General features: G+C 54.3%; 18 protein-coding genes. 16 read left to right on the top strand and 2 right to left on the bottom strand.

Annotated elements, in window-relative coordinates; translation table 11 throughout:
• Window positions 1-39: 39 nt before the first annotated feature.
• The 3 genes from aegA (at window position 40) to QUE74_RS16015 (ending at window position 3,831) form a co-directional block, all read left to right on the top strand.
• The gene (gene aegA / locus QUE74_RS16025; RefSeq protein ID WP_001078895.1) at window positions 40-2,019 is read left to right on the top strand and encodes a formate-dependent uric acid utilization protein AegA; all 1,980 of its coding nucleotides are present in this window, start codon (window positions 40-42) and stop codon (window positions 2,017-2,019) included.
• Window positions 2,020-2,086: 67 nt separating this feature from the next.
• Window positions 2,087-2,662 carry a GDP-mannose pyrophosphatase NudK gene (gene nudK / locus QUE74_RS16020; protein WP_001354811.1) on the top strand — a complete coding sequence of 192 codons (576 nt, stop codon included), beginning with the start codon at window positions 2,087-2,089 and terminating at the stop codon, window positions 2,660-2,662.
• Window positions 2,663-2,787: 125 nt separating this feature from the next.
• Window positions 2,788-3,831 carry a DUF1176 domain-containing protein gene (locus QUE74_RS16015; protein WP_001270546.1) on the top strand — a complete coding sequence of 348 codons (1,044 nt, stop codon included), beginning with the start codon at window positions 2,788-2,790 and terminating at the stop codon, window positions 3,829-3,831.
• Between the two features lie 114 nt (window positions 3,832-3,945).
• Here QUE74_RS16015 and tkt read toward each other — a convergent pair whose 3' ends face one another.
• Both tkt and tal read right to left on the bottom strand, forming a co-directional pair.
• Window positions 3,946-5,949, bottom strand: coding sequence for a transketolase (gene tkt / locus QUE74_RS16010; protein WP_000087350.1), 2,004 nt, complete (start codon window positions 5,947-5,949; stop codon window positions 3,946-3,948).
• A gap of 19 nt (window positions 5,950-5,968) precedes the next feature.
• Window positions 5,969-6,919 (bottom strand): transaldolase, encoded by a 951-nt coding sequence (gene tal / locus QUE74_RS16005; RefSeq protein ID WP_001003725.1) that lies wholly within the window; start codon window positions 6,917-6,919, stop codon window positions 5,969-5,971.
• 288 nt (window positions 6,920-7,207) lie between these two features.
• Here tal and maeB point away from each other — a divergent pair, with 288 nt between their 5' ends.
• The 13 genes from maeB to eutA all read left to right on the top strand — a co-directional run bounded on the left by maeB (window position 7,208) and on the right by eutA (window position 20,104).
• Complete coding sequence (maeB, locus tag QUE74_RS16000) at window positions 7,208-9,487, top strand: NADP-dependent oxaloacetate-decarboxylating malate dehydrogenase (RefSeq protein WP_000342645.1); 2,280 nt, start codon at window positions 7,208-7,210, stop codon at window positions 9,485-9,487.
• Between the two features lie 292 nt (window positions 9,488-9,779).
• Window positions 9,780-10,115, top strand: coding sequence for an ethanolamine utilization microcompartment protein EutS (gene eutS, locus QUE74_RS15995; RefSeq protein WP_000356956.1), 336 nt, complete (start codon window positions 9,780-9,782; stop codon window positions 10,113-10,115).
• Window positions 10,116-10,127: 12 nt separating this feature from the next.
• A complete protein-coding gene (eutP, locus tag QUE74_RS15990; protein WP_000820779.1) occupies window positions 10,128-10,607 on the top strand; it encodes an ethanolamine utilization acetate kinase EutP in 480 nt (159 codons plus the stop codon).
• Window positions 10,582-11,283 carry an ethanolamine utilization acetate kinase EutQ gene (eutQ, locus tag QUE74_RS15985; protein WP_000733929.1) on the top strand — a complete coding sequence of 234 codons (702 nt, stop codon included), beginning with the start codon at window positions 10,582-10,584 and terminating at the stop codon, window positions 11,281-11,283. The genes eutP and eutQ overlap by 26 nt, the downstream gene beginning before the upstream one ends.
• Window positions 11,280-12,083, top strand: coding sequence for an ethanolamine utilization cob(I)yrinic acid a,c-diamide adenosyltransferase EutT (eutT, locus tag QUE74_RS15980; protein WP_000651275.1), 804 nt, complete (start codon window positions 11,280-11,282; stop codon window positions 12,081-12,083). The genes eutQ and eutT overlap by 4 nt, the downstream gene beginning before the upstream one ends.
• The gene (pta, locus tag QUE74_RS15975; RefSeq protein ID WP_000583008.1) at window positions 12,080-13,096 is read left to right on the top strand and encodes a phosphate acetyltransferase; all 1,017 of its coding nucleotides are present in this window, start codon (window positions 12,080-12,082) and stop codon (window positions 13,094-13,096) included. The genes eutT and pta overlap by 4 nt, the downstream gene beginning before the upstream one ends.
• A 38-nt stretch (window positions 13,097-13,134) precedes the next feature.
• On the top strand, window positions 13,135-13,428 hold the full coding sequence (eutM, locus tag QUE74_RS15970) for an ethanolamine utilization microcompartment protein EutM (RefSeq protein WP_000387713.1): 294 nt from the start codon (window positions 13,135-13,137) through the stop codon (window positions 13,426-13,428).
• A gap of 106 nt (window positions 13,429-13,534) precedes the next feature.
• Entirely contained in the window at window positions 13,535-13,822 is a 288-nt protein-coding gene (eutN, locus tag QUE74_RS15965; protein WP_000762196.1) for an ethanolamine utilization microcompartment protein EutN, read from the top strand.
• Window positions 13,823-13,833: 11 nt separating this feature from the next.
• A complete protein-coding gene (locus tag QUE74_RS15960; protein WP_001075728.1) occupies window positions 13,834-15,237 on the top strand; it encodes an aldehyde dehydrogenase family protein in 1,404 nt (467 codons plus the stop codon).
• A 10-nt stretch (window positions 15,238-15,247) separates the two neighbouring features.
• Window positions 15,248-16,084: an ethanolamine utilization protein EutJ gene (gene eutJ / locus QUE74_RS15955; RefSeq protein WP_000929691.1), complete on the top strand. Its 837-nt coding sequence runs from the start codon at window positions 15,248-15,250 to the stop codon at window positions 16,082-16,084.
• Window positions 16,074-17,261: an ethanolamine utilization ethanol dehydrogenase EutG gene (gene eutG, locus QUE74_RS15950; protein ID WP_001178775.1), complete on the top strand. Its 1,188-nt coding sequence runs from the start codon at window positions 16,074-16,076 to the stop codon at window positions 17,259-17,261. The genes eutJ and eutG overlap by 11 nt, the downstream gene beginning before the upstream one ends.
• A gap of 216 nt (window positions 17,262-17,477) precedes the next feature.
• The gene (eutH, locus tag QUE74_RS15945) at window positions 17,478-18,704 is read left to right on the top strand and encodes an ethanolamine utilization protein EutH (protein WP_000512386.1); all 1,227 of its coding nucleotides are present in this window, start codon (window positions 17,478-17,480) and stop codon (window positions 18,702-18,704) included.
• Window positions 18,701-20,104 carry an ethanolamine ammonia-lyase reactivating factor EutA gene (gene eutA, locus QUE74_RS15940; protein ID WP_001097507.1) on the top strand — a complete coding sequence of 468 codons (1,404 nt, stop codon included), beginning with the start codon at window positions 18,701-18,703 and terminating at the stop codon, window positions 20,102-20,104. The genes eutH and eutA overlap by 4 nt, the downstream gene beginning before the upstream one ends.
• The last annotated feature ends 5 nt before the right edge of the window (window positions 20,105-20,109 follow it).

Here is a 20,109-nt window from a genome sequence, read left to right as displayed (position 1 = left end):
TAAAGAATAAGGTTTTTACAACCAAAAAAGAAGGTCGTTATGAATCGTTTTATTATGGCCAACAGTCAGCAATGTCTGGGTTGTCATGCTTGTGAAATCGCCTGTGTCATGGCTCACAATGATGAGCAACATGTCCTGAGCCAACACCATTTTCATCCCCGAATTACGGTTATCAAACATCAGCAGCAACGTAGTGCGGTGACCTGTCACCATTGCGAAGATGCGCCCTGCGCCCGTAGTTGCCCTAATGGCGCGATCAGCCATGTTGATGACAGCATTCAGGTCAATCAGCAAAAGTGTATTGGCTGTAAATCCTGCGTGGTTGCTTGTCCATTTGGTACGATGCAAATCGTCCTGACACCCGTCGCGGCAGGCAAAGTTAAAGCCACGGCGCATAAATGCGACCTTTGTGCAGGTCGCGAAAGCGGTCCTGCCTGTGTCGAGAATTGTCCGGCGGACGCTCTGCAATTGGTCACTGACGCCGCACTCTCCGGCATAGCGAAATCTCGCCGCCTGCGCACCTCACGTCAGGAGCATCAACCGTGGCATGCCAGTACTGGGGCACCAGAAATGCCGGCGATGAGTAAAGTCGAGCAAATGCAGGCAACCCCCGCGCGAGGCGAGCCGGATAAACTGGCGATTGAAGCGCGCAAAACTGGTTTTGATGAAATTTATCTGCCATTTCGCGCCGACCAGGCACAACGGGAAGCCTCGCGTTGCCTGAAGTGCGGCGAGCACAGCGTTTGTGAATGGACCTGCCCTCTGCATAACCACATTCCGCAGTGGATAGAGCTGGTGAAAGCCGGAAATATCGACGCCGCCGTCGAGCTTTCTCACCAGACCAACACCCTGCCAGAAATTACCGGACGTGTTTGCCCGCAAGACCGTCTGTGCGAAGGAGCCTGCACCATTCGCGATGAGCACGGAGCGGTAACTATCGGCAACATCGAACGCTACATTTCGGATCAGGCGTTGGCGAAAGGTTGGCGTCCTGACTTAAGCCATGTCATCAAAGTGGATAAGCGGGTGGCGATTATCGGTGCAGGTCCGGCAGGGCTAGCCTGTGCGGATGTTCTGATCCGCAATGGCGTGGAGGTGACGGTGTATGATCGCCATCCAGAAATCGGTGGCCTGCTCACCTTCGGCATTCCTTCTTTCAAACTGGATAAGTCCCTGCTGGCGCGTCGCCGGGAAATCTTCAGCGCGATGGGGATTCACTTCGAACTCAATTGTGAAGTGGGTAAAGATGTCACTTTGGATTCGCTTTTGGAACAATACGACGCGGTCTTCGTTGGCGTAGGCACTTACCGTTCCATGAAAGCGGGTTTACCTAATGAAGATGCGCCGGGCGTTTATGACGCGCTGCCATTCCTCATCGCCAACACTAAACAGGTGATGGGACTTGAAGAGTTACCTGAAGAGCCGTTTATCAATACCGCCGGACTCAATGTCGTGGTACTGGGCGGTGGCGACACCGCGATGGACTGTGTGCGTACCGCGCTGCGCCATGGCGCGAGTAATGTCACCTGTGCCTATCGTCGTGATGAAGCTAACATGCCTGGCTCGAAGAAGGAGGTGAAAAACGCCCGCGAAGAGGGGGCAAACTTCGAATTTAACGTCCAGCCGGTGGCGCTTGAGCTGAATGAGCAAGGTCATGTTTGCGGAATTCGTTTCCTGCGTACGCGTCTTGGCGAGCCGGATGCCCAGGGGCGTCGGCGTCCGGTGCCGGTGGAAGGCAGTGAGTTTGTGATGCCAGCCGATGCGGTGATCATGGCATTTGGTTTTAATCCTCATGGTATGCCGTGGTTGGAGTCGCACGGTGTAACGGTGGATAAATGGGGCCGCATCGTAGCGGACGTTGAAAGCCAGTACCGTTACCAGACCACGAATCCGAAAATCTTCGCCGGTGGCGATGCCGTGCGTGGTGCGGATCTGGTGGTTACCGCAATGGCAGAAGGACGTCATGCGGCACAGGGGATCATTGACTGGCTGGGGGTAAAATCAGTCAAATCTCACTAATAGCCTGCGCAGACAAATCCGGCTTCCCAGCGTAAGATAATTGTTCATTTCGCGCAGTGGAGTCGGTATGACGCAACAAATCACCCTCATCAAAGACAAAATTCTCTCCGATAACTATTTCACCCTGCACAACATAACTTACGATCTCACGCGAAAAGATGGCGAAGTTATCCGCCATAAACGTGAAGTTTACGATCGCGGTAATGGTGCGACGATCCTCCTGTACAACGCGAAGAAAAAGACCGTCGTTCTGATTCGTCAGTTCCGCGTCGCTACCTGGGTTAATGGCAATGACAGCGGGCAGCTGATTGAAACCTGCGCCGGGCTGCTGGATAACGACGAACCGGAAGTGTGTATTCGCAAAGAAGCGATTGAAGAGACGGGGTATGAAGTTGGCGAAGTCCGCAAATTATTTGAACTGTATATGTCGCCAGGCGGTGTGACTGAGCTAATCCACTTTTTTATCGCCGAATACAGTGACAGCCAGCGCGCTAATGCGGGCGGTGGTGTCGAAGATGAAGATATTGAAGTGCTCGAGCTGCCGTTCAGCCAGGCGCTGGAGATGATCAAAAGCGGCGAAATACGTGACGGTAAGACGGTGTTATTGCTTAACTATTTGCAAATGTCACATTTAATGGACTGAAAAATAACAATAATATTTCGTTGTTTATTATTGGCTCAATCCGATAAATCCGATTGAGCCGCGCTACCTGCGCAACGAAGATACGACTTGTGCTGTTTGTTTGAACTTCTGGGGTCGTACCGTCCATGCGCTATCGCATTTTTCTTCTCTTTTTTTTCGCTTTATTGCCGACGTCTTTGGTGTGGGCGGCACCAGCGCAACGGGCATTTTCCGACTGGCAGGTCACCTGTAATAATCAAAATTTCTGTGTGGCGCGCAATACGGGCAATCATAATGGACTGGTGATGACCCTGAGCCGCAGCGCCGGGGCGCATACCGATGCCGTTTTACGTATTGAGCGCGGCGGGTTGAAGTCGCCGGATGCGTCGGAAGGGGAGATAGCGCCACGGCTGCTGTTAGATGGCGAGCCGTTGGCGTTGAGTGGTAACACGTGGCGGATTTCACCATGGTTATTAGTAACCGATGATACGACAACCATCACCGCGTTTTTGCAGATGATTCAGGAAGGGAAAGCGATCACCTTACGCGACGGCGATCAGACCATTTCACTGAGTGGCTTAAAAGCAGCGTTGTTGTTTATTGATGCCCAGCAAAAGCGCCTCGGCAGTGAAACCGCGTGGATCAAGAAAGGGGACGAACCGCCGCTCAGCGTACCGCCAGCGCCTGCGCTAAAAGAGGTCGCGGTAGTGAACCCGACGCCGACCCCACTTTCTCGTGAAGAACGTAACGATTTGCTGGATTACGGTAACTGGCGGATGAATGGTCTGCGCTGTTCGCTTGATCCGTTGCGTCGTGAAGTGAGCGTTACGGCGCTGACCGACGATAAAGCATTAATGATGATTAGCTGTGAAGCAGGCGCGTATAACACCATTGATCTTGCGTGGATTGTGTCGCGTAAAAAGCCACTGGCTTCGCGCCCGGTACGGTTGCGTTTGCCGTTCAACAACGGTCAGGAGACCAATGAACTCGAACTGATGAACGCAACATTCGATGAAAAATCGCGTGAACTGGTGACCTTAGCGAAAGGGCGAGGATTAAGCGATTGTGGCATTCAGGCGCGCTGGCGCTTTGACGGTCAGCGTTTTCGCCTGGTGCGTTACGCTGCAGAACCCACCTGCGATAACTGGCATGGACCAGACGCCTGGCCCACGTTGTGGATCACCCGTTAAACATAATAGCGGGAACATGTCAGCCTGATAAGACGCGTCAGGCCGGATAAGACGCGGTAGGCCGGATAAGACGCGTCAGCGTCGCATCCGGCAATCAGCATCCGGCGATCACCATCAGGCACCTTTCACTCCCAGTACCTTATGCGCTTTTGCCACAATATTCTCGGCGGTAAAGCCAAAGAACGGGAACAGCTTATCCGCAGGAGCAGATTCCCCATAACCCGTCATCCCGACAATTGCCCCTTTCAGACCAACATATTTGTACCAGTAATCGGCGATGCCTGCTTCCACCGCCACGCGAGCCGCAACGTTAGAAGGCAACACCGACTCCCGATATTCCTCATCCTGGGCGTCGAAAATATCGGTCGAGGGCAGGGAAACTACGCGTACATTGCGACCTTCTCCCGCTAATTTCTCCGCTGCTTGCAAGGTGATTTCCATCTCTGAACCAGTGGCAATCAAAATAATATCCGGCTTGCCGCCGCTGTCTTTCAACACATAACCACCGCGGGCAATCTCTTTTACCTGATCTGGCGTACGTTCCACCTGGGCCAGATTCTGCCTTGAGAGGATAAGCGCCGTCGGCCCGTTGTGACGCTCGACCGCCAGCTTCCAGCCCACCGCAGCTTCCACCTGATCACACGGTCGCCAGGTGCTAAAATTCGGCGTCAAGCGCAGACTGGCCAGTTGCTCAACGGCCTGGTGGGTCGGACCATCTTCCCCTAAGCCAATTGAGTCGTGGGTATAAACCATAATCTGCCGCGCTTTCATCAGTGCCGCCATCCGCGCGGCGTTACGAGCGTATTCAACAAACATCAGGAACGTCGCGGTATACGGCACGAAGCCGCCGTGGTGCGCAATGCCATTGGCGATAGCGGTCATACCAAATTCACGCACCCCGTAGTGAATATAATTCCCCGCCGGATCTTCCTTCAGCGACACAGAACCTTTCCAGATGGTGAGGTTGCTGGGAGCCAGATCCGCCGAACCGCCGAGCAACTCAGGCAGCATCGGCCCGTAAGCGTTAAGCGTATTTTGTGAAGCCTTACGGGTAGCGATTTTCGCCGGATTCGCCTGCAACTCATTGATATATTTCTGAGTCGTTTTCTCCCAGTCTTTTGGTAAACCACCGCTCATCCGGCGAGTAAACTCTTCTGCCAGTCGCGGATGAGCCTTTTTATACGCGGCAAACTTCTCATTCCAGCTCTGCTGTGCTTTATCGCCTTTTTCGCGGGCATCCCAGGCGTGATAAATCTCTTTGGGGATCTCAAATGGCGGATGATGCCAGCCCAGTTTCTGTCGTGCCAGCGCCACCTCTTCTTCACCCAGCGGTGCACCGTGGGCCTCTTCTTTACCCGCTTTATTGGGTGAACCAAAGCCAATCACCGTACGGCAGATAATCAACGACGGCTTATCTTTTACGCTTTGCGCTTCAAGAATCGCTTCCTTCACCGCCTGCGGATCGTGACCGTCGATTTCATGGATCACATGCCAGTGATAGGCTTCAAAACGTTTTGCCGTATCGTCGGTAAACCAGCCTTCGGTTTCACCGTCGATGGAAATACCATTGTGATCGTAAAAACCAATCAGCTTGCCCAGCCCCAGCGTGCCCGCCAGCGAACAGACTTCGTGAGAAATACCTTCCATCAGGCAGCCGTCGCCCATAAACACATAGGTGAAGTGATCGACAATTTCATGATCCGGCTGGTTAAACTGCGCCGCCAGTGTACGTTCTGCTATCGCCAGTCCGACCGCGTTCGCCAAACCTTGTCCAAGTGGACCGGTGGTGGTTTCAACACCAGGCGTATAGCCAATCTCCGGGTGACCAGGGGTTTTCGAATGCAACTGACGGAAGTTCTTCAGCTCTTCCAGCGGCAGGTCGTAACCGGTCAGATGAAGCAAACTGTAGAGCAGCATCGACGCGTGACCGTTGGAGAGAATAAAGCGGTCGCGATCATACCAGGTTGGATCGTTGGGGCTATGTTTAAGAAAATCGTTCCACAGCACTTCGGCAATATCGGCCATGCCCATCGGCGCGCCGGGATGACCAGAATTGGCTTTTTGCACCGCATCCATACTGAGCGCGCGAATCGCATTGGCAAGGTCTTTTCGGGACATATAACACTCCGTGGCTGGTTTATAGTTTGACGGCAAGAAGATCTTCCAGTTTGCGTTGATCAACGGCGAACAGGCGGATGCCTTCAGAGAGTTTTTCTACCGCCATTGCATCCTGATTGTGCTCCCAACGGAACTCCGCTTCGCTCATCGGGGCTGGGCGTGGGAACGTCTGAGAAGGCGGGATTAATTTACGCACTACTGGAGAAACTTTTTCCTGCAGCTCCTTCAGCAAATTCGGCGCAATAGTCAGTCGATCACAGCCGGTTAAGGCGAGGATTTGTTCGGTGCGACGGAAGCTCGCGCCCATTACAATGGTTTCGTAGTGGTGTTGCTTATAGTAGTCGTAGATATTGCGCACTGACTTAACGCCCGGATCTTCTTCCACCACATACGGGTCCATCGGCTTACGCGCCTGATACCAGTCATAAATACGCCCGACAAACGGCGAAATCAGAAAAACGCCTGCTTCTGCACAGGCCCGCGCCTGAGCAAAAGAAAACAGTAGCGTCAGGTTGCAGTTAATACCTTCTTTTTCCAGTTCTTCTGCCGCGCGAATTCCTTCCCAGGTTGAAGCCAGCTTGATCAGAATACGTGATTTCTCAACGCCTTGTTGCTGATACAGGTCCACCAAATGGCGCGCCTTCTCAATACTTTTTTCTTTATCAAAAGAGAGGCGTGCATCAACTTCTGTTGACACGCGACCGGGTACGATTTTGAGAATTTCAGTGCCGAAATTGACCGCCAGTTTGTCACATGCAGCGACCACCTGTTGTTCCTGGGTCTTGCCATTTTTTTTACCCCAGGCGATAGCATCGTCTATTAAATGCTCATATTGTGATAATCCGGCAGCCTTGAGTAACAGCGAAGGATTGGTGGTGGCATCCTGGGGATGATAATGGCGAATGGACTCAATATCACCACTGTCTGCCACGACAGTGGTGAACTGTTTGATGCCGTCTAACTCGTTCATAGGAAATACTCCTTGAAAAGTAAAGTGTTAGATGAGTGCGTTAATTCACACTTCTGAGAAATTTCGCTAAACGCATCAAAAAAGCATAGCAGACAGGCATGGTATTGCTGGATTAAGCAGGTAACATCAGTGTTATAGGATTATTACCAAAACATTATATTAATGGTGAGAGTTTGGACTTGCTCAAAGTCTGTAGACTCCGGCAAGGTAATAATGTGCGCCACGTTGTGGGCAGGGGCTGTTGCCCACACACTTTATTTGTGAACGTTACGTGAAAGGAACAACCAAATGGATGACCAGTTAAAACAAAGTGCACTTGATTTCCATGAATTTCCAGTTCCAGGGAAAATCCAGGTTTCTCCAACCAAGCCTCTGGCAACGCAGCGCGATCTGGCGCTGGCCTACTCACCAGGCGTTGCCGCACCTTGTCTTGAAATCGAAAAAGACCCGTTAAAAGCCTACAAATATACCGCTCGTGGTAACCTGGTGGCGGTGATCTCTAACGGTACGGCGGTGCTGGGGTTAGGCAACATTGGCGCGCTGGCAGGCAAACCGGTGATGGAAGGCAAGGGCGTTCTGTTTAAGAAATTCGCCGGGATTGATGTATTTGACATTGAAGTTGATGAACTTGACCCGGACAAATTTATTGAAGTCGTCGCTGCGCTCGAACCGACCTTCGGCGGCATCAACCTCGAAGACATTAAAGCGCCAGAATGTTTCTATATTGAACAGAAACTGCGCGAGCGGATGAATATTCCAGTATTCCACGACGATCAGCACGGCACGGCAATTATCAGCACTGCAGCCATCCTCAACGGATTGCGCGTGGTGGAGAAAAACATCTCCGACGTGCGGATGGTGGTTTCCGGCGCGGGTGCAGCAGCAATTGCCTGTATGAACCTGCTGGTGGCGCTGGGGCTGCAAAAACATAACATCGTGGTTTGTGATTCAAAAGGCGTTATCTATCAGGGCCGTGAGCCAAATATGGCGGAAACCAAAGCCGCATATGCGGTGGTGGATGACGGCAAACGTACCCTCGATGATGTAATTGAAGGCGCGGATATTTTCCTGGGCTGTTCCGGCCCGAAAGTGCTGACCCAGGAAATGGTTAAGAAAATGGCTCGTGCGCCGATGATCCTGGCGCTTGCAAACCCGGAACCAGAAATTCTGCCGCCGCTGGCAAAAGAAGTGCGTCCGGATGCCATCATCTGTACCGGCCGTTCCGACTACCCGAACCAGGTTAATAACGTGCTTTGCTTCCCATTCATCTTCCGTGGCGCGTTGGACGTTGGTGCAACAGCCATCAACGAGGAAATGAAACTGGCGGCGGTACGCGCGATTGCAGAACTGGCCCATGCGGAACAGAGCGAAGTCGTTGCTTCGGCGTATGGCGATCAAGATCTGAGCTTCGGCCCGGAATACATCATTCCAAAACCGTTTGATCCGCGTTTGATCGTTAAGATCGCTCCTGCGGTCGCTAAAGCGGCGATGGAGTCGGGCGTGGCGACGCGTCCGATTGCTGATTTCGACGTCTACATCGACAAGCTGACTGAGTTCGTTTACAAAACCAACCTGTTTATGAAGCCGATTTTCTCCCAGGCCCGCAAAGCGCCGAAGCGCGTTGTTTTACCGGAAGGGGAAGAGGCACGCGTTCTGCATGCTACTCAGGAACTGGTGACTCTGGGACTGGCGAAACCGATCCTTATCGGTCGTCCGAACGTGATCGAAATGCGCATTCAAAAACTGGGCTTGCAGATCAAAGCGGGCGTTGATTTTGAGATCGTCAATAACGAATCCGATCCGCGTTTTAAAGAATACTGGACCGAATACTTCCAGATCATGAAGCGCCGTGGTGTAACTCAGGAGCAGGCACAGCGGGCGCTGATCAGTAACCCGACAGTGATCGGCGCGATCATGGTTCAGCGTGGCGAAGCCGATGCAATGATTTGCGGTACGGTGGGTGATTATCATGAACACTTCAGCGTGGTGAAAAATGTCTTTGGTTATCGCGATGGCGTTCACACCGCAGGTGCAATGAACGCGCTGCTATTGCCGAGTGGTAACACTTTTATTGCCGATACCTACGTCAATGATGAGCCAGACGCAGAAGAGCTGGCGGAGATCACCTTGATGGCGGCAGAAACTGTTCGTCGTTTTGGTATTGAGCCGCGTGTGGCTCTGTTGTCGCACTCCAACTTTGGTTCTTCTGACTGCCCGTCGTCGAGCAAAATGCGTCAAGCGCTGGAACTGGTCAGAGAGCGTGCGCCAGAACTGATGATTGATGGTGAAATGCACGGCGATGCAGCGCTGGTGGAAGCGATTCGCAGCGATCGTATGCCGGACAGCCCTTTGAAAGGTTCCGCCAATATTCTGGTGATGCCGAACATGGAAGCTGCCCGTATTAGTTACAACTTACTGCGCGTTTCCAGCTCGGAAGGTGTGACTGTCGGTCCGGTGCTGATGGGTGTGGCGAAACCGGTTCACGTGTTAACACCAATCGCATCCGTACGTCGTATCGTCAACATGGTGGCGCTGGCCGTGGTTGAAGCGCAAACCCAACCGCTGTAATTCATTCTTAACTCTCACGCTTACCCTGAATATTCAGGGTAAGCGGTTTTACTATAATATATTAGTAAAGCTTATTACTAAGTTTTCGAATAATAAAAAAAGCAGCATATAAACTATCTCGATATCATTTTATTTATATTCATGCGTTGCATATGAAAGTTTATGCATCACAGTAAATATCTCTCCATTCTTAGTGATCTACCTCACCTTTTAAACGCGCTTGCCGAATTTTGTTATTTACTCTGACGAAAAATTGTCACGATACACGCAAGTTTTTCACAGGCGGCGACTTATGGATAAAGAACGCATCATTCAGGAATTTGTGCCCGGCAAACAGGTCACACTGGCGCATCTCATTGCGCATCCCGGCGAAGAACTGGCGAAGAAAATCGGCGTTCCGGATGCGGGCGCAATCGGCATTATGACGCTAACTCCCGGCGAAACGGCGATGATCGCCGGTGATTTAGCACTGAAAGCTGCCGATGTGCATATCGGTTTCCTCGACCGTTTTAGCGGCGCACTAGTGATTTATGGCTCGGTGGGCGCAGTAGAAGAAGCGTTATCACAAACCGTCAGTGGTTTAGGTCGTTTATTAAATTATACGCTTTGTGAAATGACCAAAAGTTAATACGAGGCATTCATGAAACGAATTGCGTTTGTGGGTACCGTCGGGGCAGGAAAAACAACGTTATTTAATGCGTTGCAGGGGAATTATACCCTCGCCAGAAAAACACAGGCCGTGGAATTTAATGATAAGGGTGATATTGATACGCCGGGTGAATATTTTAGCCATCCCCGCTGGTATCACGCCTTAATTACCACGCTACAGGATGTGGACATGCTGATTTATGTCCACGGCGCGAATGACCCGGAAAGCCGATTGCCTGCCGGGTTGCTGGATATTGGTGCCAGCAAACGGCAAATCGCCGTCATCAGTAAAACGGACATGCCGGATGCTGACGTCGCAGCAACGCGAAAGTTATTGCTTGAAACTGGTTTTGAAGAGCCGATTTTCGAGCTAAACAGCCACGACCCGCAAAGCGTGCAGCAACTGGTGGATTATCTGGCATCTCTCACCGAACAGGAGGAAGCAGGTGAAAAAACTCATCACAGCGAATGATATTCGTGAAGCACATGCGCGCGGCGAACAGGCAATGTCTGTGGTTCTGCGCGCCAGCATTATTACCCCGGAAGCCCGCGAAGTGGCGGACTTGCTGGGGTTTACCATCACCGAATGCACTGAATCGACGCCAGTAGCGGCATCTGTTCCCGTCAGCGTGCCTGCCGATAAAACTGAAAGCCAGCGTATCCGCGAAACCATCATCGCCCAGCTGCCGGAAGGCCAGTTTACCGAAAGCCTGGTCGCGCAGCTGATGGAAAAAGTGATAAAGGAAAAACAGTCGCTGGAGCAGGGTGCAATGCAGCCGAGTTTTAAATCGGTGACCGGCAAAGGCGGCATCAAAGTTATTGATGGCAGCAGCGTGAAGTTTGGTCGTTTCGATGGCGCGGAACCGCACTGCGTAGGCTTGACTGATCTCGTGACCGGAGACGACGGCAGCAGCATGGCCGCCGGTTTTATGCAGTGGGAGAACGCCTTCTTCCCGTGGACCCTGAACTACGACGAAATCGACATGGTACTGGAAGGGGAGCTTCATGTTCGCCATGAAGGCGAAACCATGATCGCTAAAGCAGGCGACGTGATGTTTATCCCGAAAGGTTCCAGCATCGAATTTGGTACGACATCCAGCGTGAAATTCCTGTATGTCGCCTGGCCGGCTAACTGGCAATCCCTATGAAAGATTTCATCACCGAAGCATGGCTAAGAGCGAACCATACGCTCAGCGAAGGCGCAGAGATCCATCTCCCTGCGGACAGTCGCCTGACGCCCTCTGCCCGGGAGTTACTGGAAAGCCGCCATCTGCGCATCAAGTTTATTGACGAGCAGGGCCGCCTGTTTGTTGACGATGAACAGCAGCAGCTACAGCCCGTTCACGTGCTGACCAGTAGTGATGAACATCCGCAGGCGTGCTGCGAACTGTGTCACCAGCCAGTGGCGAAAAAGCCGGACACGCTGACTCACCTGTCGGCGGAAAAAATGGTCGCCAAAAGCGATCCGCGCCTGGGTTTTCGCGCTGTTCTCGACAGCACCATTGCGCTGGTAGTGTGGCTGCAAATTGAACTGACAGAACCGTGGCAGCCGTGGCTGGCGGACATCCGTTCGCGTCTTGGCAACATTATGCGTGCCGATGTGTTGGGCGAACCGCTGGGCTGCCAGGCGATTGTCGGGTTTTCTGACGAAGATCTGCATCGACTTTCTCACCAGCCACTGCGTTATCTCGACCACGATCATCTGGTGCCGGAAGCCAGCCACGGGCGCGATGCGGCGTTGCTGAATCTGCTACGCACCAAAGTGCGGGAAACCGAAACCGTCGCGGCGCAGGTGTTTATTACCCGTAGTTTTGAAGTATTACGCCCGGACATCTTGCAGGCGCTGAACCGCCTTTCCAGCACGGTTTACGTGATGATGATTTTGAGCGTAACGAAGCAGCCGCTAACGGTGAAGCAGATCCAACAACGACTGGGGGAAACGCAATGATTATTGAACGTTGTCGTGAACTGGCGTTGCGAGCGCCCGCCAGAGTGGTTTTTCCTGATGCGTTAGACCAACGCGTGCTGAAAGCCGCGCAATATCTGTATCAACAAAGTCTGGCGACGCCCGTTCTTATCGCCAATCCGTTTGAACTTCGCCAGTTTGCGCTCAGCCACGGCGTGGCGATGGACGGGCTACTGGTGATTGATCCTCGTAGCAACCTCGCAATGCGGGAAGAATTTGCTGACCGCTGGCAGGCCCGTGCGGGAGATAAAACGCCGTCGGATGCGCTGGAAAAACTTACCGATCCACTAATGTTCGCCGCTGCGATGGTTAGCGCTGGTAAAGCGGATGTCTGTATTGCAGGCAACCTCTCTTCAACGGCAAATGTACTACGTGCCGGATTACGCGTTATCGGCTTGCAGCCTGGCTGTAAAACGCTCTCCTCCATTTTCCTGATGCTGCCACAGTACAGCGGTCCAGCATTGGGCTTTGCCGATTGCAGCGTAGTGCCACAGCCGACGGCGGCGCAGTTGGCGGATATCGCGCTTGCCAGCGCCGAAACCTGGCGAGCCATCACCGGAGAAGAGCCGCGCGTGGCGATGTTGTCGTTTTCCAGTAACGGCAGCGCCCGTCACCCCTGCGTTGCCAACGTGCAGCAAGCGACAGAAATCGTCCGTGAGCGCGCACCAAAGCTGGTCGTCGATGGCGAGTTGCAGTTTGACGCCGCCTTTGTGCCGGAAGTGGCGGCGCAAAAAGCGCCAGCCAGCCCGCTACAAGGCAAAGCCAATGTGATGGTTTTTCCGTCGCTGGAGGCGGGAAATATTGGCTACAAAATCGCACAACGACTTGGCGGATATCGTGCCGTCGGGCCATTGATACAAGGACTTGCCGCGCCGATGCACGATCTCTCTCGTGGTTGTAGCGTGCAGGAAATTATCGAGCTGGCGCTGGTGGCAGCCGTGCCGCGTCAGACAAAAGTGAACCGCGAAAGCAGTTTACAAACACTGGTTGAATGAACGGTCCCGTTCTGGACCCCTATAAAGAGGAAAACACAATGGAAGCATTAGGAATGATCGAAACCCGGGGCCTGGTTGCACTGATTGAGGCTTCTGATGCGATGGTGAAAGCTGCGCGCGTCAAACTGGTTGGTGTTAAGCAGATTGGCGGCGGCCTGTGTACTGCCATGGTTCGCGGTGATGTTGCAGCCTGTAAAGCCGCGACCGATGCCGGTGCCGCAGCGGCACAGCGTATCGGTGAACTGGTATCCGTACATGTTATTCCGCGTCCGCACGGCGATCTGGAAGAGGTCTTCCCGATCGGCCTGAAAGGCGATAGCAGCAACCTGTAATCACCCTGTGTGACGTCGATTCGGGCGTCACGCTCTCTCCTTTTTCAGTTTACCTTCCGCGGAGGGTAGGGGGAGCTTTTACCTGAAATACGCCACGGAGGCGGGTATGAAACTGGCAGTCGTCACTGGACAAATTGTTTGTACCGTACGCCATCACGGACTGGCGCATGACAAATTGCTGATGGTGGAAATGATTGATCCACAAGGTAATCCTGACGGGCAATGCGCCGTCGCCATCGACAATATTGGCGCGGGAACCGGGGAGTGGGTGTTGCTGGTGAGTGGCAGTTCCGCCCGCCAGGCGCATAAAAGCGAAACGTCACCGGTCGATCTGTGCGTGATTGGCATCGTCGATGAGGTGGTCTCTGGCGGTCAGGTAATTTTCCACAAATAAGGCAGAACATCATGAATCAACAGGATATTGAACAGGTGGTGAAAGCGGTACTGCTGAAAATGCAAAGCAGTGACACGTCGCCCGCCGCCGTTCATGAGATGGGCGTTTTTGCTTCCCTGGATGACGCTGTTGCGGCAGCCAAAATTGCCCAGCAAGGGTTAAAAAGCGTGGCAATGCGCCAGTTAGCCATTGCTGCCATTCGTGAAGCAGGCGAAAAACACGCCAGAGATTTAGCGGAACTTGCCGTCAGTGAAACGGGTATGGGCCGCGTAGAAGATAAATTTGCCAAAAACGTCGCTCAGGCACGCGGTACGCCAGGCGTTGAGTGCCTCTCTCCACAGGTGCTGACCGGTGACAACGGCCTGACTTTAATTGAAAACGCGCCCTGGGGCGTGGTGGCTTCGGTGACGCCTTCCACTAACCCGGCGGCAACCGTAATTAATAACGCCATCAGCCTGATTGCCGCGGGCAACAGCGTCATTTTTGCCCCGCATCCGGCGGCGAAAAAAGTCTCTCAACGGGCTATTACGTTGCTCAACCAGGCGATTGTTGCCGCAGGCGGGCCGGAAAACTTACTGGTTACTGTGGCAAATCCAGATATCGAAACCGCGCAACGTTTGTTCAAGTTCCCGGGTATCGGCCTGCTGGTGGTGACCGGCGGCGAAGCGGTAGTGGAAGCGGCGCGCAAACACACCAATAAACGTCTGATTGCCGCAGGTGCTGGCAACCCGCCGGTGGTGGTGGATGAAACCGCCGACCTCGCCCGTGCCGCTCAGTCTATCGTCAAAGGCGCTTCTTTCGATAACAACATCATTTGTGCCGATGAAAAGGTACTGATTGTTGTTGATAGCGTAGCCGATGAACTGATGCGTCTGATGGAAGGCCAGCACGCGGTGAAACTGACCGCAGAACAGGCGCAGCGACTGCAACCGGTGTTGCTGAAAAATATCGACGAGCGCGGAAAAGGCACCGTCAGCCGTGACTGGGTGGGTCGCGATGCGGCGAAAATCGCGGCGGCAATCGGCCTGAACGTGCCGCAAGAAACGCGCTTGCTGTTTGTAGAAACCCCCGCAGAACATCCGTTTGCCGTGACCGAACTGATGATGCCAGTGCTGCCGGTCGTGCGCGTCGCCAACGTGGCGGATGCCATTGCGCTGGCGGTGAAACTGGAAGGCGGTTGCCACCACACGGCGGCAATGCACTCGCGCAATATCGAGAACATGAACCAAATGGCGAACGCCATTGATACCAGTATTTTCGTTAAGAACGGACCGTGCATTGCCGGGCTGGGGCTGGGCGGGGAAGGCTGGACCACGATGACCATCACTACGCCAACCGGTGAAGGGGTAACCAGCGCGCGTACGTTTGTCCGTCTGCGTCGCTGTGTATTAGTCGATGCGTTTCGCATTGTTTAAGGAGTAACCGATGGCGCACGACGAACAATGGCTTACCCCGCGGCTGCAAACGGCGGCAACGCTGTGTAACCAGACGCCCGCCGCGTCGGAATCTCCGCTGTGGCTGGGGGTAGATCTGGGCACCTGCGATGTGGTGTCGATGGTTGTCGACTGCGACGGTCAGCCGGTGGCGGTATGTCTCGACTGGGCCGATGTGGTCCGCGACGGCATCGTCTGGGATTTCTTCGGTGCTGTCACCATTGTTCGTCGCCATCTCGATACCCTTGAGCAGCAATTTGGTCGCCGTTTTAGCCATGCGGCGACCTCATTTCCTCCTGGTACGGACCCGCGTATTTCCATCAACGTGCTGGAGTCTGCCGGGCTGGAAGTGAGCCATGTGCTTGATGAGCCAACCGCAGTCGCGGATCTACTGCAACTGGACAACGCCGGTGTAGTGGATATTGGCGGCGGCACTACCGGAATTGCCATCGTGAAAAAGGGCAAGGTGACTTATTCAGCGGATGAAGCGACCGGCGGACATCACATTTCTCTGACTCTCGCCGGAAATCGCCGTATTTCGCTGGAAGAGGCAGAGCAGTACAAGCGCGGTCACGGTGACGAGATTTGGCCTGCGGTGAAGCCGGTGTACGAAAAAATGGCGGACATTGTTGCCCGGCATATTGAAGGGGAGGGCATTACTGATTTATGGCTGGCGGGCGGCTCTTGTATGCAACCGGGCGTGGCGGAACTGTTTCGCAAACAATTCCCGGCGTTACAGGTGCATTTACCGCAGCACAGTTTGTTTATGACCCCGCTGGCGATCGCCAGTAGCGGGCGAGAGAAAGCGGAGGGGCTATATGCAAAATGAATTGCAGACCGCGCTCTTTCAGGCGTTCGATACCCTGAATCTGCAACGGGTAAAAACATTTAGCGTTCCACCGGTGACGCTTTGCGGTCCGGGCGCGGTGAGCAGTTGTGGGCAGCAAGCGCAAACGCGTGGGCTGAAACATCTGTTCGTGATGGCAGACAGCTTTTTGCATCAGGCGGGGATGACCGCCGGGCTGACGCGCAGTCTGGCAGTAAAAGGCATCGCCATGACGCTCTGGCCGTGTCCGGTGGGCGAACCGTGCATCACTGACGTGTGTGCAGCCGTGGCGCAGTTGCGTGAATCAGGCTGTGATGGGGTGATCGCGTTTGGCGGTGGCTCGGTGCTGGATGCGGCAAAAGCCGTGGCGTTGCTGGTAACGAATCCCGATAGCACGCTGGCAGAAATGTCAGAAACCAGCGTTCTGCAACCGCGCCTGCCGTTGATTGCCATTCCAACTACCGCCGGAACCGGCTCTGAAACCACCAATGTAACGGTGATTATCGACGCGGTGAGCGGGCGCAAGCAGGTGTTAGCACATGCCTCGTTGATGCCGGATGTGGCGATTCTCGACGCCGCGCTGACCGAAGGTGTGCCGTCGCATGTCACGGCAATGACCGGTATCGACGCGTTAACTCATGCTATTGAAGCGTACAGCGCGCTGAACGCTACACCGTTTACAGACAGCCTGGCGATTGGCGCAATTGCGATGATTGGTAAATCACTGCCGAAAGCAGTGGGCTACGGTCATGACCTTGCCGCGCGCGAGAGTATGTTGCTCGCATCATGCATGGCGGGAATGGCATTTTCCAGTGCCGGACTTGGGTTATGTCACGCGATGGCGCATCAGCCGGGGGCGGCGCTGCATATTCCGCACGGACTGGCGAACGCCATGCTGCTGCCCACGGTGATGGAGTTTAACCGGATGGTCTGTCGCGAACGGTTTAGTCAGATTGGTCGGGCGCTGCGAACTAAAAAATCCGACGATCGTGATGCTATTAACGCGGTAAGTGAGCTGATTGCGGAAGTCGGGATTGGTAAACGGCTGGGCGATGTTGGCGCGACATCTGCGCATTACGGTGCATGGGCGCAGGCTGCGCAGGACGATATTTGTCTGCGTAGCAACCCGCGTACTGCCAGCCTGGAGCAGATCGTCGGCCTGTACGCGGCGGCGCAATAAATGCCGGATGCGACGCTTGCCGCGTCTTATCCGGCCTTCGGGATTGCACATGTAGGGCGGATAAGGCGTTCACGCCGCATCCGCCAATGGCGCGGTGCAAGTGCCGGATGCGACGCTTGCCGCGTCTTATCCGACCTGGGGGATTACACATGTAGGGCGGATAAGGCGTTTACGCCGCATCCGCCAATAAATAACAACTAACAGGGAGTAAAGGCGATGGGAATTAACGAAATCATCATGTACATCATGATGTTCTTTATGCTGATAGCTGCCGTGGACAGGATCCTGTCGCAGTTCGGCGGTTCTGCTCGTTTCCTCGGTAAGTTCGGTAAAAGTATCGAAGGATCCGGCGGCCAGTTCGAAGAAGGCTTTATGGCAATGGGCGCACTGGGCCTGGCGATGGTCGGTATGACCGCACTGGCACCAGTTCTGGCCCACGTACTTGGGCCGGTGATTATCCCGGTTTACGAAATGCTCGGTGCTAACCCATCGATGTTCGCCGGAACACTGCTGGCGTGCGACATGGGCGGCTTCTTCCTCGCGAAAGAGCTGGCGGGCGGCGATGTGGCAGCGTGGCTATACTCTGGGTTAATTCTCGGATCGATGATGGGGCCAACGATTGTGTTTTCCATTCCGGTGGCGCTCGGCATTATCGAACCTTCTGACCGTCGTTATCTGGCGCTCGGCGTGCTGGCGGGCATTGTGACCATTCCAATTGGCTGTATCGCTGGAGGTCTGGTAGCTATGTATTCCGGTGTGCAGATCAACGGGCAGCCGGTGGAATTCACCTTTGCGCTTATCCTGATGAATATGATCCCGGTACTTATCGTCGCGGTGCTGGTGGCGCTGGGGCTGAAATTCATCCCGGAAAAAATGATCAACGGCTTCCAGATCTTCGCCAAATTCCTCGTTGCATTGATCACCCTCGGTCTTGCCGCTGCGGTAGTGAAATTCCTCCTTGGCTGGGAACTGATCCCCGGTCTGGATCCGATCTTCATGGCTCCAGGCGACAAACCCGGTGAAGTGATGCGCGCCATTGAAGTTATCGGTTCTATCTCCTGCGTTCTGTTAGGGGCGTATCCGATGGTGCTGCTGCTGACACGCTGGTTTGAAAAACCGCTGATGAGCGTCGGTAAAGTGCTGAATATGAACAATATCGCGGCAGCCGGCATGGTGGCAACGCTTGCCAACAACATCCCGATGTTTGGCATGATGAAGCAGATGGATACCCGCGGCAAAGTCATCAACTGTGCCTTCGCCGTTTCCGCTGCTTTCGCCCTGGGTGACCACTTAGGCTTCGCCGCTGCCAACATGAACGCCATGATCTTCCCGATGATTGTCGGCAAGTTGATCGGCGGCGTAACGGCGATTGGCGTGGCGATGATGCTGGTGCCAAAAGAAGACGCGACCGCGGCTAAAACCGAAGCGGAGGCACAATCGTGAACACTCGCCAGCTACTGAGCGTCGGTATCGATATCGGCACTACCACCACCCAGGTGATCTTCTCCCACCTGGAGCTGGTTAACCGTGCGGCGGTGTCGCAGGTGCCGCGCTACGAATTCATCAAACGCGAAATTAGCTGGCAAAGCCCGGTGTTCTTTACCCCTGTCGATAAACAGGGCGGTTTAAAAGAAGAGGAACTGAAATCCTTAATCCTCGAGCAATATCAGGCTGCGGGCATTGCGCCGGAAAGTGTGGATTCCGGTGCCATCATCATCACCGGCGAAAGCGCGAAAACCCGCAATGCTCGCCCGGCGGTGATGACGCTCTCTCAGTCGCTGGGCGATTTTGTCGTTGCCAGCGCTGGGCCGCATCTCGAATCCGTGATCGCCGGTCACGGTGCCGGGGCGCAAACCCTTTCTGAACAACGGTTATGTCGGGTACTGAATATCGACATCGGCGGTGGCACCGCGAACTACGCTTTGTTCGATGCCGGAAAAATCAGCGGCACTGCCTGCCTTAACGTCGGCGGCCGCCTGCTGGAAACCGACAGCCAGGGACGCGTGGTTTACGCTCATATACCGGGGCAGATGATTGTGGATGAGTGCTTCGGTGCAGGCACTGACGCCTGTTCACTGACCGGCGCGCAGCTGGTGCAGGTTACCCGGCGGATGGCGGAACTGATTGTCGAAGTGATTGACGGAACGCTCTCGCCGCTCGCGCAGGCATTGATGCAAACCGGTTTGCTGCCCGCAGGTGTTACGCCCGAAATCATTACGCTTTCTGGCGGCGTGGGCGAATGTTATCGCCACCAGCCCGCTGACCCGTTCTGTTTTGCCGATATTGGCCCGCTTCTGGCAACGGCGCTGCATGAGCATCCTCGTCTGCGTGAGATGAACGTGCAGTTTCCAGCGCAAACCGTGCGCGCCACGGTGATTGGCGCAGGCGCACATACCCTTTCGCTCTCTGGCAGCACAATCTGGCTGGAGGGGGTACAACTGCCGCTGCGCAATTTGCCGGTGGCGATCCCAATTGATGAAACGGATCTGGTGAGTGCCTGGCAACAAGCGCTAATTCAACTGGATCTTTGCCCCAAAACTGACGCGTACGTGCTGGCGCTTCCCGCCTCGCTGCCTGTGCGTTACGCTGCGGTACTGACGGTCATCAACGCGCTGGTCGATTTCGTCGCGCGTTTTCCGAATCCGCATCCCCTGCTGGTGGTGGCCGGGCAGGACTTTGGTAAAGCTCTGGGCATGTTGTTGCGTCCACAGCTACAACAACTCCCGTTGGCAGTCATTGACGAAGTGATTGTCCGCGCGGGGGACTATATCGACATTGGTACGCCTCTTTTTGGCGGATCGGTTGTGCCGGTGACGGTGAAATCACTCGCATTTCCTTCCTGAGGGAA

The organism is Escherichia sp. 10290 (genome assembly GCF_030295155.1).
GTDB classification, from domain to species: Bacteria; Pseudomonadota; Gammaproteobacteria; order Enterobacterales; family Enterobacteriaceae; genus Escherichia; species Escherichia coli_F.
This window is presented reverse-complemented; position numbering and strand designations above follow the sequence as displayed.